Here is a 13915-nt window from a genome sequence, read left to right as displayed (position 1 = left end):
ACGACGCGTTCGCTCCCGCCCGAGAACGGTCTCAGCAGAGGGCGACGTTCAGCAGCTCCACGAACTGCGCGGGGCCGAAGGCGTCTTTGGGACTCTGGTTGACCGTGACCGACATGGCCCGGCTCCCGTCCTCCGTCGCGCCGACCACGGCGAGGTACCCCTGCGTGTCGCCGGCGTGCCCCCAGGCGACGGAGCCGCAGGCCAGCGGGATCCGCATCAGCCCGAGACCGTAGCCGACCGGCCCGGCGCCCTCCATCGGCACGGTCACCTGCATCTGCTCCAGCTGCGCGGACGGCACGACCTCACCGCGCATCAGCGCCGAGTAGTACCCGACCAGGTCGGTGCCGCTGGAGACCAGCCCGCCCGCGGTCCACAGCGCAGAGGGCTCCAGCGCCGTGACGTCGGCGCCGTTGTCGTGGCCGTGCGCGAAAGGCGCGGCGATCGTGTGGTCCCCGGCCGCCGGAAGATAGGTCGAGGAGAGTCCGAGCGGTCCGGTCAGTTCCGCCAGCGCCGTCGCGAGGTCCTTGCCGCCCACCTTCTCGACCAGCATCCCGGCGAGGACGTAGTTGGTCGCGGTGTAGCGCATGCGCTCCCCGGCCGGGAACTGCGCGGGCTGCCGCAGGGCCAGTTCGATGAGTTCCTTCGGCGTGAACGTGCGGGTGCTCGCCGCGTCGTAGGCTACGGCCACCTCGGGCAGTTGGGAGTACTCCGGCAGGCCGCTGCGGTGCTGGAGGATGTGCCGGACGGTGACCGCGCCGGGATCGACGCCCTCACCGCGCAGCAGCCCGGGGAGGTAGCGGTCGACGGGCGCGTCGAGCTCGACACGGCCCTCGGCGACCAGCCGCAGCACCAACGCCGACGTGAACGACTTGGTGAGGCTGGCGACGCGGACATGCGCGCCACGTGGATACGGCTCGCCGGTGGCGAGATCACCGAGCCCGGCGGTGTACTGGACGACGCTCCCGTCGCGAAGAACCGTCGCCTCCGCGCCGACGAAACCCTCGGACACCAGCCGGTCGACGGCTGCCTGCATCGGGGCCGGTGCCGTCGGCGCGGCCGACGACTCCGACGGCTGCGGCGTCGCCGGGTTCTCGGCGTCGTTCCCGCACGCGGTCACCGCGACCAGGGCGAGCGCGGCGGTCAGTACGGCGAGGCCCCTGGCCGGCGGGCGAGGACGGGTCACTTGTGTGGTCATGATCCGAGTCTCGGCCGCGCCCGGTCGCCCCGCATCGAACGAAAGCCGACGGCCGTGTCTCCTTAGTCGGCCCCCGCCATCGACTTTAGGAGGGGGTCGCCGGCCGCACTATGGTCCCTTCATGATCTCCGCAAGCAACGAAGGCGGCGGCGAGGCTCCACGCACGTCCCGGGGTTGGGCGGCCGACCTGGGCTGCATGCTGCTCGCCGCGCTCCTCGGAGCCGTCGTGCTGGTCGCCGAGCTCGCGACCGGCCCTCGACCCGACGACATCTACCTGTTGGTCACCGGGATCGGCGTGCTGCTCGCCACCGTGGCCTTGGGGCTGCGCCGACGCCTGCCCGCGACGGTCGCCGTCGTCTGCCTGGCCGCCTCGACGGTCGCTCCAGCAGCCGTCGTCGCCGCGGGTATCGCGCTCTACACGGTCGCCGCCTACCGGCGCTTCCCGATCGCGGTCGTCCTCGGCCTTCTCGCGCTTCCCGTCGCCGCCGTCCGCTACGGACTGCATCCGGCCGCGGCTCTTCTTCCGGTCCCCGCCTGGATGCTGGTGAACCTCCTGGCCGTCATGACGGTGCTCGCCTGGGGAGGTTTCACGCGCGCCCGCCGCCTGCTCGTGGAGTCGCTGCGCGAACGCGCTCGCCGCGCCGAGACCGAGCAGCTCCTGCGCGCCGAACGCGTGCGCCGCCTCGAACGCGAGCGCATGGCCCGCGAGATGCACGACGTGCTCGCACACCGCCTGTCCCTGCTGAGCCTTCAGGCCGGAGCCCTCCAGTACGGGGCCGGCGACGTGCCGGTGGTCGCCGACGCCGCGCGGGTGATCCAGGCCGGGGCGCACCAGGCTCTCGAAGACCTGCGCGAGGTCATCACCGTGCTGCGCGACGAGGAGTCGGAGGTATCGATCGCCGAGACCGGCCTCGCCGACGTGCCCGCGCTCGTCGAGGAGTCGCGCCGGGCGGGTGCCGAGGTCGCCCTGGACGACCGCCTCACCGGCGCCGACGACGTCCCCACCCGTGTCGGTCGCACCGTGCACGACATCGTCCGCGAGACGCTCACGAACGCCCGCAAGCATGCCCCCGGCCTCCCTGTGACCGTCTCGATCGACGGCCGCGAAGGTGACGCGGTCACCGTCGAGGTCAGCAGCCGGCTGCCCGCCGAGGGCACGCGACCGCCGGAGATTCCGGGTTCCGGGACCGGCCTGATCGGGCTGACCGAGCGCGCCACCCTCGTGGGCGGCGAGTTGACCCATGGCCGAAGTGACGGGCACTACGTCGTGCGCGGGCGGCTACCGTGGCCGACATGACCCACGACCGCCCGCCTGTACGGGTCCTCGTCGTCGACGACGACCCCCTGGTCCGCGGCGCGCTGTCGATGATGCTCTCCGCCGTCCCCGGCCTCACCGTGACCGGCGAGGTCGCCGACGGCTCACACGTCGAGAAGGCCGTCGCCGAGCACGCCCCCGACGTGGTCCTCATGGACATCCGGATGCCGCGACTCGACGGCCTGGCCGCCACGGAGCGGCTCCGCGCGCGTCCCGGCGCGCCCGAGGTCGTCATCCTGACCACCTTCGACGCCGACGAGCACGTGCTGCGCGCGCTTCGGGCCGGCGCGAGCGGCTTCCTGCTCAAGGACAGCCCGCCGGCCCGCATCGTCGAGGCGATCACAAGGGTCTCGGCAGGCGAGCCGATCCTCGCCCCGAGCGTCACCCGCCGCCTGATCACCCGCCTCGACCCCGAACCCGCCGCCGCGCGCCGCGACCACGCCGTCGGTACCCTCGCGTCCCTCACCGAGCGGGAACGCGACGTCGCCGCCGCCCTCGGCAAGGGCGCCTCGAACGCCGAGATCGCCCGCGCCCTGCACATGAGCGTGGCGACCGTGAAGGCACACGTGTCGCGGATGCTGACCAAGCTCGGGCTCAACAACCGCGTACAGCTCGCGCTGCTCGCCCACGACGCGGCCGACGCCGCCGACGGGGCTTGAGGGGCGCGTGAGCCTGCCGCGGTCCTTCGCCGAAGCGGCCAGTGGTGTCACCGACTCTCTGGCATGGTGCTGACAGACTACGGGCATGTCGACCTCTGCGCAGGGCCCCGCTCGGGCCCAGATCGTTGTGGGGCTCCTGCGCGACGGCGACCGGGTGTTGTTGTGCCACCGATCTCCCCAGCGCCGCTGGTACCCCGACGTGTGGGATCTGCCCGGTGGACACATCGAACCCGGCGAGCTTCCCGGCGTGGCGCTCGCGCGGGAGTTGCGCGAGGAACTCGGGATCGACGTGGAGGCACCTGCGGGTCCGCCCATGCGGCGGCTCCAAGGCCCCACCTACGACATGCGGATCTGGCTGATCGACACCTGGACCGGAACCCCGGTCAATGTCGAGCCCCACGAGCACGATGCCATCGCGTGGTTCCGGGAGGACGAACTCGCGGCACTGCGCCTCGCCCACGAGAGCTATCTCGCGATGTTCACCGAGACGCTCACCGCGCGCCGAGCGTGACCGCGACCCCTCACCCCAGCCCCTCGACCCCGCGGGCGTCGAGGAAGGCGGTCGGCTCGGTCGCGTTGGGGGAGTCGGCCGGGTAGGCGGTGTGGGTCTCGAAGTGCAGGTGCGGCGCCGAGGAGTTGCCGCTCGATCCGAGGAACCCGAGCTGCTCGCCGACCGTGACGACCCGCCCCACGCTGACGTCGGGTTCCCGGCTCATGTGGCAGTAGCGGGTCACGGCGGCGTCGGCGTGGAGGATGTCGACGTACCAGCCGCAACCGAGGATGCTCGGGCTGCCGTCGACGTCGCAGGAGTACGGCGCCCCGTTCGACTTCGAGGCGTTGCACATCATGGCGATGACGATCCCGGCCGCGGCGGCGCGAATGGGAGTGCCGCGTTCCCCGCACAGGTCGACGCCGTCGTGGCCGGGTCGTTCGAGGGTGCGGTAGCCGGAGCAGAGGGGCGCGCTCGGGGCGGGGTCGGTCCAGCCGGAGGCGGTCGCCGCTGCGTCCGACACGGAGCATCCGGTGGTCAGGGCGGCGACGAGGGTCGTCACGAGGGGCTCCCACGCGGCATGCGCGGCGGGGTACGACGGGATCCGCACTGTTTTCGCGACGGCGGCCGGCGACATCGTCTCCCAGCCGTCGACGGCGGTGAGTTCGTCGTAGAAGCGCCCCGCGGAGTGCACGGGATCCAGGATCTGCTCGGGCGTGCCCCAGCCGTCGGCGGCGCTGCGCTGGAACAGGCCGAGGGCGTCCTCGTCGTCGTACTCACCGAGACGCCCGTAGTCGTGCAGGGTGGACTCCTGCATGGCGGCGGTCACGGCGATGGTCGCGGCGCGCACCGGCAGCCCCTTGCTCGCCACCCCGACGTCGACGATGGTGGCGGCGTTGGCCCACTGCTCGGTGCTGAGCGGCACGCCCTCCACGGGTGTCGTCACACGAGGGACGCACGCCGCCGCCGAACTCGCCGGGACGGAGGCGCCCGCGCCGGTGGTCGCCACCGCGAGACCGGCGACGACGAGCACCGGTGCGAGGAGCGCACCGAGACTGAGCAGCCTGCCCTTCGCGGGAGGCCCCTGCGGGCTCGCCGACATCTTCGCGTCCTCCGGTAGGGAATCGGTCCGCATCGAGCCGGTGACGTCCGAGGTCACGGCGGTCTCGATGCGAGATCGCGATGGATGCGGTCACCGTACGTGATCGTCACGCGGGGCCGTCAAGTTTCTCCGGGCGGTTGACATCGACTTGTGACCACCGCGTCCCCGCGCGTGCCCCTGACCGGCGCCGCCACCGACCGCTCCCACCGCGCATGCCGCGCCGTCGCGGCGGGTATCGACCACGGGCCGGGTGCTCGCACCCGGTCCTGATCAGCCGAAACGAAGGTGGGGACGCACATGAGCAACGAACGCTTCGACGCGGCCGACAACGAGACCTTCGGCTTCGTCGACGACGATGACACCATCGAGGAACCCGACCAGCGCCTGGAGAACGAGATCCTCTCGCGCGACGACTACGGCGAGGCCGACCGGCAGGGCACCACGCCGGAGGAGGCCAGGGAAGGCGAGAGCCTCGACCTGCGCCTGGCCGCCGAACGCTCCGACGAGCCGGCGCCGGCCGACGACAGCCGCGAGGACGGACCCGGACCGCGCTCTGGCGTGCTCGTCGACGACGGCGACGGTGACGGCGCCCTCCAAGGCGCCGAGGCGGGCAAGGACCCGACCATCGGGCCCGAACAGGACGCCGTGCACACGGTGACCGAGGAGCAGGACCGCGTCGGCGCCGTCGACGGCGAGGAAGTCCCGCGCGGGGCGGCGCTGCGCGCCGACCACCCCGTCGAATCCGACGGCGAAGGCCCACCGCGCTGACGCCGGCCACGGTAGGAGGGGGATCCCATGACGCATCACAGCAGACTCGTCGCGGCGGTGGTGGACGCTCCGCCCACGGTTCACGACCGCGAGCTGGCCTTCTGGCGCGACGCGCTGGGACGGCCGTTCAGTCCCGCGGACGGGCACCCGGAGTTCCAGGTCGCACCGCTCGGCTCGGTCGACTTCGAGATCCTCGTACAGGAACTCGGCTCCGGTGAACCGCGCGTCCACCTCGACGTCATCACCGACGATCTCGACGCCGAGGTGACACGCCTGGAGGCCCTCGGCGCCAAGCGCGTTCGCCAGATCGGGGAACTGTGGATCCTGCGGGACCCGGCGGGCCTCCCGTTCTGCGTGATCGCCGCGCCCCCGGAGAGGTTCGACGAGGAAAACTCCGCGCGCTGGGACTGACGGCGGTGCATGCCCTCGCCCCGAACTGGGCAAATAGGGCGCATGACGGGACCACGAGATGAGTTGTCGTACTGGCTCCAGAGCGCGCCGGGAAGCCCCTATCCAGCGCTGGAGGGGCCCGAAGCGGTCGACGTCGCCGTCATCGGAGGCGGGATCGCGGGCCTGTCCACCGCGTGGGAGCTGATCAAGGCCGGGCGCCGGGTCGCCGTCCTGGACGCCGGCCGCGTGGCCGCCGGCGTCACGGGCAACACCACCGCCAAGGTGACCGCTCAGCACGGGAGCATCTTCGCGCACCTCACCGACAGCGCCGGTCGCGAGGCGGCACGCCTGTACGGGCGATCCCAGCTCGACGCGATGGCCCACCTCGCCGCGATCGTCGCCGAACTCGGCGTCGACTGCGAGCTGGAGCAGAAGACCGCCTACAGCTACAGCACCCGCGAGGACCAGGTCGGCGATCTCCAGGCCGAGGCCGCCGCCGCGCGAGACGCCGGCCTGCCGGCCGCGTTCGTGACCGAGACCGGTCTGCCGTTCGACGTCGCGGGAGCGGTGCGCGTCACCGGCCAGGCCCAGTTCCACCCCCGCCGGTTCCTCATCGCGCTCGCCGAGGGCATCGCCGAACGCGGCGGCCTGATCTTCGAGGACTCCAGGGTCCTCGACATCGAGGGCGGCGGCCCCTACCGCCTGCGAAGTGCCAACGGCGAGGTGACCGCCGCCGACGTCGTCGTCACCACCGGATATCCCGTCTTCGACAAGGCCAAACTGTTCACCCGCCTCACTCCACGGCGCGAACTCGTGCTCGCAGCACCCATCCCCGCCGAGTCCGACCCCGACGGCATGTACGTCACGAGCGAGGACCACATGCGGTCGGTGCGAACCGCGCCCTACGGTGACGGCCGGCGGCTGCTGATCATCACCGGCGAGTCGTTCAAACCCGGGGAGGGCGACGTCGCCGCGCGTTTCGAGCGCCTCGCCACCTGGGCCGGCGTCCACTTCGGGGCCACCGGCTTCCGGTACCGGTGGGCGGCGCAGGACAACGACACACCTGACCGGCTGCCGTTCGTCGGCAAGGCGTCCTTCGGCACCGGACGCGTCTATGTCGCCACCGGGTTCGGCGGCTGGGGCATGACCAACGGTGTGATGTCGGCACGGCTGCTCACCGGCCTGCTCACCGAGGACCCGCGGCCCTGGACCGACCTGTACGACCCGCACCGCTTCCATCTGCGCGAGGCCGTGCCGATCCTCAAGGCCCAGACCCAGGTCGCCAAGCACTTCATCGGCGACCGGGTCGACCCGCCGGGCGAGGAGACCGCGGTCGGAGAGCTCGCCTGCGGCAAGGGCACGGTGCTGCGCGTCGACGGCACCCCCACCGCGGTCTACCGCGACGACGACGGCTCGCTCCACGCCGTGTCGGCGATCTGCACGCACCTGGGTTGCACGGTCGCCTTCAACGACGCCGAGCGCACCTGGGAATGCCCCTGCCACGGCTCACGCTTCGCCACCGACGGAACCGTTCTGCAGGGCCCGGCCAACGAACCTCTCGATAGACGCCCGCTGCCCGAGGAGGACGACGGCTGAGGTCGTCGAGCCCGGGTGATGCGCCTCAAGGTCCCCCGCATCGCCGATCCCGATGTCCGCTCGACGACTGCCGGCAGCCCGCCGAGTGAGGCCGACCCGCGCCGAAGCGGACGAGCCCGGCACCGGGCCCGTCCGCTTCGGCGTTCCGTACGGCCTAGAAGAACGAGTTCCCGGCCGCCTTCGGGTCCTCGCTGGTGAAGTACTCGTGCGCGGCCTTGGCGGTCTCGCTGCGCGAGATCCTGCCGTCGCCGTTGGTGTCCATGCGCTTGAAGGCCTTGGCGGCGTCGGCGTCGGAGGCGCCCGAGGCGCGGTGGGCCGCGCGGAACTCCTCCAGGCTGATCTCGCCGTCGCCGTCGGCGTCGCACAGATCGTGGGTGGCGTCGATGAGTTCGGTGATGACGCGGGCGAACTCCGGCGTGCGGGCGATCTGGCGCGCTGCGCTGACCCACTGGTCGGCCCGGATGCGTTCGGGCGTGCCGATCTGCTGGGCGATGAGGTCCCAGTAGCGGGTGGTCGCCGCGACGTGGCGGCGGGCCTTGGGCGAGCCCTCCTCGCCCAGCTCACGGCTGAGGCGGCTGCTCGACTCCTCGAGTTCGGCGCGGGCGATGAACCCGTCGCCGTCGCTGTCGTAGTTGGTGAAGAGCTTTTGGTACTTGCGGTCCAGAACTGCGGTCGTCACGCTGTTTCCCCCGTTTTTCGTGTTTGCGGGCTTGTGGCCCGGCGGAGCTGCCCCCGCCGACCCGAAGCTAGCAAAACCGCCGGTGGGGCATGGGTTTTCGCCGCTATCCGGCATCTCTTCGCCGGGTCGGGCCGAAACGGCGGAAATCAGGGCGAGAGCGCTGATAATGATCGGGATGGATCTACAGGGATGGCTGCTGCGGGCACTTGAGGCGCATGGGGCGTGGCGCGCCGGATTCGGGCCGTACACGGCGCATCCGGCCGGCGAGATCGACGACGAGACCTTCGGCGCCGCGTACGGCGAGTTCGTCAAACGCATGGACGGCGGCAACCCGTTCTTCCATCCCCGCTACGCCGGGCAGATGGTGAAGCCACCGCATCCGGCGGCCGTGGTCGGGTACCTGACGGCGATGCTGGCCAACCCGAACAACCATGCCCGTGAGGGCGGGCCGGCCACGACGGACATGGAGATCGAGGTGATCGCCGAGCTGGCGGGCATGTTCGGCTTCGGCGCGCATCTGGGCCACCTGACGGGCGGCGGCACGATCGCCAACCTGGAGGCCCTGTACGTCGCCCGCGAGTCGCATCCGGGCAAGGAGATCGCCTTCAGCGCAGACGGGCACTTCAGCCACGCGCGGATGTGCCGGGTCCTCGGGATCCGCGGGCACTCGGTGGCCGTTGACGCACACGGCCGGATGGACATGGGCGCCCTGGAGAAACTGGTGCGCGGCGGCCGGATCGGCACGGTCGTGCTGACGGCGGGAACCACGGGTCTCGGCGCGGTCGACCCCGTCCACGAGGCCCTCGCGCTGAAGGAGAAGTACGGAGTGCGGCTGCACGTCGACGCCGCCTATGGAGGGTTCTTCACCCTCCTCGCCGGCGGCGCCGGTGGCGAGGCGCTGGCACCCGAGCCGTGGCGGGCGATCGCCGACTGCGACTCGGTCGTCGTCGATCCGCACAAGCACGGGCTCCAGCCCTACGGTTGCGGGGCGGTGCTCTTCGGTGATCCGTCCGTCGCCCGCCACTACCGGCACGACTCGCCGTTCACGTACTTCACGGAGGCGGCGCTGCATCTGGGCGAGGTGAGCCTCGAATGCTCGCGAGCCGGAGCGGCCGCCGCCGCTCTCTGGCTCACCCTGAAGGTCCTCCCACTGACCCGTGACGGGCTCGGCGCGATACTGGCGGTCGGCCGCCGCGCGGCGCTTCGCTGGTCGGATCTCATCGAGGCGTCCCCGGTTCTCGACCTCTACCAGCGGCCCGAGCTGGACATCGTCACCTTCTTCCCGCGCACTGAGCCGGAGAGCCTCGCCGGCGTCGACGCGCGCTCGGCGCGGCTGTGCGCCGAAGCTCGCGCGGACGAGACCGACCCGGTGTTCCTGAGTCTTCTGCGCACCGACGGGGAGGCCTTCGCCGCCCGGCGCCCGGGCGTTGCCCGCGACGGCGAGCATGCGCGGATCCTGCGCAGCGTCCTGCTCAAACCCGAGTTCGAGACCTACCTCGACCGCCTCCACCACCGCGTCGAAGAACTCGCCGGGAGATGAACCCCTTGTGGTCGCCCGCTGAGATCACCGCCGGCGTGCCTCCACCGGCCGTTCTCCCCGCGCTCCGCTCGATCCTGCGCTGGAGCGCGGAGTACCTGACGGCGGTTCATCCACGGCTCGGCCGCAGCGGGCCGGTGTGCCCGTACACCGCGCCGGCATTGCGCCGTGACCTGCTCCGCTTCACCGCCGCCCCGGCGGCCACGACCGCGGACGCGATCGCGCGGCTGCTGTCGGCGATCCGGGGTGTGTATCTTCGCCACGCCGCGGGCCTGGGCGAGTCCGACCGGGAGCTGTTGTCGTACCTGGTGGTCCTTCCCGGTGTCGATCCCACCGACCCGGCCGGCCTGGACCGCGTCCAGGCCGGTCTCAAGGACGAGTACGTGACCGGCGGTCTCATGATCGGGCAGTTCCATCCCGTTTGCGACAGCCCCGGCCTCTGGAACCGCGGTTTCAAGGCGCTGCGGGCACCGGTGCCGCTGTTGGCGATCCGGCAGATGCGGGACGTCGATCTGCCTTTTCTGACCGAGCCCGGACACCTGCGCTCTTACCTCGAACGGTTCACCGGCCAACTCCCGGCCAGGGTGAGGCTCCAGCTCGTCGGCCGCCTCACCGGGGCGCGGCCCGGCTGAGGACAGCTTGGAATGTTCGCCGCCGATTCGGGCGGTTGGGGTGGCAAATGGGGGGGTATCGCAAGGAAGAATCCGTCGAAGCCCGCGGCAGGAAGGTGAGGACCATGCCCAAGGAGTGGACCGACGAGCAGGAGCGCAAGTACAAGCACATCAAGGCCGCCGAGAAGCGTTCGGGCAGGTCGAAGGCCCGGGCCGAGCAGATCGCGGCGGCGACGGTCAACAAGGAGCGCGCACGCAAGGGGCAGAGCAAGACCGCGAGCAGGTCCTCGACCAAGGACATCTCCTCGTCTCGAAGGGGCGGACAGCACTCCCATTCCGGACCCGGGGGACGCACCCGCGACCAGCTGTACGCCGAGGCGAAGCGACGTGGCATCGAGGGCCGATCGAAGATGAACAAGGCCGAGTTGGCGGCGGCGCTCGGCGAACCCGCGGCCGGCTGACCTCGCCCGCGACATCGTGGACGGCAGGGCCGAGGTCCAAGGAGCGGCCGTTCGGGCTCAGGGTCCCGGAGGCCGCACGTGCACGACCTTCGTCCTGGTCATCTCGTCGAGCAGTTCGGGGCCGTATCCGTAGCCCTGCCCGCTCATCCGGCGCGGATGGGCCGACCCGCCCGGTGCGCCGCCGAACACCGCGTTCACCTTCACCGTCCCGACCGGCAGCTCCCGCCATGCCCGTTGCGCGTGCGACATGGAGCGGGTGAGCACGGTCGCGGCCAAGCCGTAGTCGCCCGATCGCGCGGCTTCGAGGCCCTCGTCGAAACCGGCGACGACCTGGACGGGAGCGATGGGCCCGAAGGTCTCCTCGGTCATGATCCGCATGCCCCCGTCGCAGCCGGCCAGAACCGTCGCGGGGTAGTGGGCGCCGGCGCCGGGCGGGATCGCCGCCCCGGTCAGCGCGGTCGCGCCGGCCGCCAGCGCCTGGGCGACCTGCTCGTGCACCATCTCTCGATGGGCGACGTCGACCAGGGGCGCGAGGACGCGGTTCTCGGCCTCGGCGGTCAGCGCGGCAAGGAACTCCCCGGCGATCGCCGCGTGGACGTACACGCGCTCGACGGAGGTGCAGATCTGTCCCGAGTTGGCGAAGGCGCCCAAAGCCGCCTGGGCCGCCGCCCACGCGGGATCCACATCCTCGTCGACGAGCAGCGGGTCGTTGCCGCCGTTTTCGAGGAGGACGGCGGCGCCGGTGCGCGCGGCCTCGGTCGCGATGGCGCGTCCCGTCCGGCTCGAACCGACGTGGGCGACGAGGTCGACGCCTTCGGAGGAGGCGAGCATCGCACCGGTGGACGCGGCGCCGGTCAGCGCGTTGACGACGCCGTCCGGATGGGCCTCGGCGATGAGGCCGGTCAGGAGTGCTCCGGTGTGCGGGGAGCGTTCGCTCGGCTTGTGCACCACGACGTTGCCGGTGACGAGCGCGGCGCCGAGGAGGCCGCAGGCGATCGCCACCGGATCGTTCCACGGTGTCAGGACGGCGACCACGCCACGCGGCTCGGGGACCATCATGTCCACCGCCTCGGTGTCGCCGAGCAGGCTGCGGCCCCGGTGCAGGGCGCCCAGCTCGGCGTACTGCTCCAGCGTCGCCGCGCCGGCCAGGATCCCTTCTCGGGCCTCGTCGAGCGGACGGCCGGTCTCGGCCCTGTTCAGCGCGGCGAGTTCGCCGGCGCTGTCGCCGACCGCGCGGGCGGCCGCCCGCAGCGCTTTCGCCCGCTGGTTGGCCGGTGTCGCCGACCAGCCGGTGGTGGCCGCGTGGGCCCGGGCGACGGTCGCGGCGACCTCCCCGGGGCCGGCGCCCTCCAGTCTGCCGACGTGCGCGCCGGTGGCGGGGTCGCGGATCTCGATGGTGCTCACAGCGACGCTCCCGCCATGGGCCGGGGTTGTTCGCAGGTCATCGCGATGTGCATGGTCGGCTCCGTTCTCATCGGGTCAGTTCGCCGCACAGGGTGTCCCAGGTGTCGAGGAACGCGGGGAGCCCGAAGTTGGTGAGGGCGTGTTCGCGAGCGTTCTTGCCGCGGTCGGCGGCGAGGTCGGGGTCATCGGCGAAGTCGCGCAGCGCGCGCTGGAGGACGGCGATGTCGGTGGAGATCACGCCCGTGCCGGGCGCGACCGCCGCGATGGCCTCGGTCGTCGCGGGTGCCACCACCGGCATGCCCAGCTGCATCGCCTCCAGCAGGGACAGCCCGAGAGAGGTCCAGCGCGCGGTGTGAACGTAGGCGCGGCGCTGGGCGAGCTGCTGATGCAGTTCGGGTGTCCGCAGGTCGCCGACTCCGGTGACGCCGGGGATGTCGATGTTCTCGGCGTCGATCCCGAACACGTCGACGGGGGCCACGGACGCGAAGCCCTCCAGAAGGTCCGTTCCGGTGACCCGCCGGCGGCGGTTCGCCTCGTTGATCAGCGCGCCGGCCCGGGGGAGTTCGCCCGAGTACAGGTGACCGGGGTCGACTATGCCGTGGGGGATCACCACGGTCGGCGCGTACCCGCTGTCCCACATCAGTTCGTTGAAGTGCGTGACGTGCACGACCGGAATGTCGTGGCGCGCGGCCAAGTGGTGGACGGTGGTGGCCGCGTGCTCGTGCGGTGCGTGGTGCTCGACGTAGACCGCCGGGACCTCGCCGGGGACGGCTCTTGCGAGCCACCGCTGCGCGAGTTCCAGCTCCTCGGGACGCTGCAGGACGACGAGGTCGACCTCGGTGGCGGCGAGGTCGGCGGCGGCGACCTCGCGGGCGCTGTCGGGCCAGTCGCGGCCGCCGCGACCGCGGCCCCACGCCGACGAGTCGGGCAAGGTCGGCAGAAGGTATCGATGACGGCCTTGGACGAAGGACGTCGTCCATGATCCGTGCACGTGCCAGAGCAGGATGTCCAGGCTGGTCGAACGGGTGAAACGCACGAGTCCGCCTCGATTCTTCGGTGTCCGGTACCCCTGGTGTCGAAGGCGCGGCTGACGTGCCGCGATGCGGGTCGCCGGTTGCCCCTTTCTGCCGTCTACCCGCATGATCGCCACGGCATGCGCCCCAGCCGCCACGAAGAACGACGGCGGGGGTTTCGCCTGTCCGGGGAGGGGTAAGCCCTGGGCACCAGAGCCCGCAGAGACTGGGGGAGGACATGTCCTCGACCACGCCGCACATGCCGAGTGACGTGTCGTCGAAGGTGAGCTTCTTCGACCGCTTCGCCGCTCAGGCCTCCACGTTGTTCTCGCAGCCCTGGTTCTTCGCCTTCTGTGTGCTGATCGTGCTGCTGTGGGCGCCGTCGATCCTGCTTATCAGCGATATCGACACCTGGCAGCTCATCATCAACACGACCACCACGATCGTCACCTTCCTCATGGTCGCGCTCCTGCAGAACACCCAGACCCGCGCCGACGCCGCCACCCAGGACAAGCTGAACGCCATCGCGAAGATCCTCGCGGCGATGGCCGACCAGCACGGGTCGGAGGAACTCAACAGGGACATCAAGGAGGCCAGGGCGGCGGTCGGACTCGAAGATCGTGAGAGCGCGTGAGAGCGCGACCGGCGGCCGGGTGCTCGATTCCGTCGCGATCGGCAGGGACGGATCATCGAAC

At 71.5% G+C, this 13915-nt stretch carries 15 protein-coding genes; 10 read left to right on the top strand and 5 right to left on the bottom strand.

All coding sequences use genetic code 11. The features are described from left to right. Positions 1-31: 31 nt before the first annotated feature. Positions 32-1195, bottom strand: coding sequence for a serine hydrolase domain-containing protein (locus AB0I28_RS19215; protein WP_357494972.1), 1164 nt, complete (start codon positions 1193-1195; stop codon positions 32-34). 121 nt (positions 1196-1316) lie between these two features. Here AB0I28_RS19215 and AB0I28_RS19210 point away from each other — a divergent pair, with 121 nt between their 5' ends. From AB0I28_RS19210 to AB0I28_RS19200, 3 genes are all read left to right on the top strand, one after another. After that, positions 1317-2492 carry a histidine kinase gene (locus tag AB0I28_RS19210; protein WP_357494970.1) on the top strand — a complete coding sequence of 392 codons (1176 nt, stop codon included), beginning with the start codon at positions 1317-1319 and terminating at the stop codon, positions 2490-2492. After that, complete coding sequence (locus tag AB0I28_RS19205; protein ID WP_357494968.1) at positions 2489-3169, top strand: response regulator transcription factor; 681 nt, start codon at positions 2489-2491, stop codon at positions 3167-3169. Before AB0I28_RS19210 ends, AB0I28_RS19205 begins: the two co-directional genes overlap by 4 nt. Before the next feature lie 85 nt (positions 3170-3254). Continuing rightward, positions 3255-3680 carry an NUDIX hydrolase gene (locus AB0I28_RS19200; protein ID WP_357494967.1) on the top strand — a complete coding sequence of 142 codons (426 nt, stop codon included), beginning with the start codon at positions 3255-3257 and terminating at the stop codon, positions 3678-3680. Positions 3681-3690: 10 nt separating this feature from the next. Here the strand turns inward: AB0I28_RS19200 and AB0I28_RS19195 are convergent, their stop codons facing one another. Further along, positions 3691-4818, bottom strand: a complete 1128-nt coding sequence (locus AB0I28_RS19195) for a M23 family metallopeptidase (protein ID WP_357494965.1) — start codon at positions 4816-4818, stop codon at positions 3691-3693. A gap of 240 nt (positions 4819-5058) precedes the next feature. On the opposite strand from AB0I28_RS19195, the gene AB0I28_RS19190 reads away from it, so the two are divergent. The 3 genes from AB0I28_RS19190 to AB0I28_RS19180 are packed head-to-tail and all read left to right on the top strand — an operon-like array spanning position 5059 to position 7515. Next, positions 5059-5529 carry a hypothetical protein gene (locus AB0I28_RS19190; RefSeq protein ID WP_357494963.1) on the top strand — a complete coding sequence of 157 codons (471 nt, stop codon included), beginning with the start codon at positions 5059-5061 and terminating at the stop codon, positions 5527-5529. A gap of 27 nt (positions 5530-5556) precedes the next feature. Next, positions 5557-5940, top strand: a complete 384-nt coding sequence (locus AB0I28_RS19185) for a VOC family protein (protein WP_357494961.1) — start codon at positions 5557-5559, stop codon at positions 5938-5940. Positions 5941-5982: 42 nt separating this feature from the next. Then, positions 5983-7515 (top strand): FAD-dependent oxidoreductase, encoded by a 1533-nt coding sequence (locus AB0I28_RS19180; RefSeq protein WP_357494959.1) that lies wholly within the window; start codon positions 5983-5985, stop codon positions 7513-7515. Positions 7516-7669: 154 nt separating this feature from the next. Here the strand turns inward: AB0I28_RS19180 and AB0I28_RS19175 are convergent, their stop codons facing one another. After that, complete coding sequence (locus tag AB0I28_RS19175) at positions 7670-8194, bottom strand: EF-hand domain-containing protein (protein WP_357494957.1); 525 nt, start codon at positions 8192-8194, stop codon at positions 7670-7672. Between the two features lie 175 nt (positions 8195-8369). Here AB0I28_RS19175 and AB0I28_RS19170 point away from each other — a divergent pair, with 175 nt between their 5' ends. The 3 genes from AB0I28_RS19170 to AB0I28_RS19160 all read left to right on the top strand — a co-directional run bounded on the left by AB0I28_RS19170 (position 8370) and on the right by AB0I28_RS19160 (position 10803). Beyond that, positions 8370-9734: an aminotransferase class V-fold PLP-dependent enzyme gene (locus tag AB0I28_RS19170; protein ID WP_357494955.1), complete on the top strand. Its 1365-nt coding sequence runs from the start codon at positions 8370-8372 to the stop codon at positions 9732-9734. Beyond that, complete coding sequence (locus AB0I28_RS19165) at positions 9731-10363, top strand: DUF6875 domain-containing protein (protein ID WP_357494953.1); 633 nt, start codon at positions 9731-9733, stop codon at positions 10361-10363. Before AB0I28_RS19170 ends, AB0I28_RS19165 begins: the two co-directional genes overlap by 4 nt. 104 nt (positions 10364-10467) lie before the next feature. Then, positions 10468-10803 (top strand): plasmid stabilization protein, encoded by a 336-nt coding sequence (locus AB0I28_RS19160; RefSeq protein ID WP_357494951.1) that lies wholly within the window; start codon positions 10468-10470, stop codon positions 10801-10803. A 57-nt stretch (positions 10804-10860) separates the two neighbouring features. Here the strand turns inward: AB0I28_RS19160 and AB0I28_RS19155 are convergent, their stop codons facing one another. Both AB0I28_RS19155 and AB0I28_RS19150 read right to left on the bottom strand, forming a co-directional pair. Next, positions 10861-12207, bottom strand: coding sequence for an aldehyde dehydrogenase family protein (locus AB0I28_RS19155; protein WP_357494950.1), 1347 nt, complete (start codon positions 12205-12207; stop codon positions 10861-10863). A gap of 67 nt (positions 12208-12274) precedes the next feature. Further along, positions 12275-13243, bottom strand: a complete 969-nt coding sequence (locus tag AB0I28_RS19150; protein ID WP_357494948.1) for a glycosyltransferase — start codon at positions 13241-13243, stop codon at positions 12275-12277. 215 nt (positions 13244-13458) lie between these two features. On the opposite strand from AB0I28_RS19150, the gene AB0I28_RS19145 reads away from it, so the two are divergent. Continuing rightward, positions 13459-13854: a low affinity iron permease family protein gene (locus AB0I28_RS19145; RefSeq protein ID WP_357494946.1), complete on the top strand. Its 396-nt coding sequence runs from the start codon at positions 13459-13461 to the stop codon at positions 13852-13854. The last annotated feature ends 61 nt before the right edge of the window (positions 13855-13915 follow it).

Source organism: Phytomonospora sp. NPDC050363, assembly GCF_040655735.1.
Lineage (GTDB): Bacteria > Actinomycetota > Actinomycetes > Mycobacteriales > Micromonosporaceae > Phytomonospora.
This window is presented reverse-complemented; position numbering and strand designations above follow the sequence as displayed.

Excerpts from the sequence above, each read along its gene's own strand:
- AB0I28_RS19215 (WP_357494972.1), bottom strand. The coding sequence starts at position 1,195 with ATGACCACACAAGTGACCCGTCCTCGCCCGCCGGCCAGGGGCCTCGCC.
- AB0I28_RS19210 (WP_357494970.1), top strand. The coding sequence starts at position 1,317 with ATGATCTCCGCAAGCAACGAAGGCGGCGGCGAGGCTCCACGCACGTCC.
- AB0I28_RS19205 (WP_357494968.1), top strand. The coding sequence starts at position 2,489 with ATGACCCACGACCGCCCGCCTGTACGGGTCCTCGTCGTCGACGACGAC.
- AB0I28_RS19200 (WP_357494967.1), top strand. The coding sequence starts at position 3,255 with ATGTCGACCTCTGCGCAGGGCCCCGCTCGGGCCCAGATCGTTGTGGGG.
- AB0I28_RS19190 (WP_357494963.1), top strand. The coding sequence starts at position 5,059 with ATGAGCAACGAACGCTTCGACGCGGCCGACAACGAGACCTTCGGCTTC.
- AB0I28_RS19185 (WP_357494961.1), top strand. The coding sequence starts at position 5,557 with ATGACGCATCACAGCAGACTCGTCGCGGCGGTGGTGGACGCTCCGCCC.
- AB0I28_RS19180 (WP_357494959.1), top strand. The coding sequence starts at position 5,983 with ATGACGGGACCACGAGATGAGTTGTCGTACTGGCTCCAGAGCGCGCCG.
- AB0I28_RS19170 (WP_357494955.1), top strand. The coding sequence starts at position 8,370 with ATGGATCTACAGGGATGGCTGCTGCGGGCACTTGAGGCGCATGGGGCG.
- AB0I28_RS19165 (WP_357494953.1), top strand. The coding sequence starts at position 9,731 with ATGAACCCCTTGTGGTCGCCCGCTGAGATCACCGCCGGCGTGCCTCCA.
- AB0I28_RS19160 (WP_357494951.1), top strand. The coding sequence starts at position 10,468 with ATGCCCAAGGAGTGGACCGACGAGCAGGAGCGCAAGTACAAGCACATC.
- AB0I28_RS19145 (WP_357494946.1), top strand. The coding sequence starts at position 13,459 with ATGTCCTCGACCACGCCGCACATGCCGAGTGACGTGTCGTCGAAGGTG.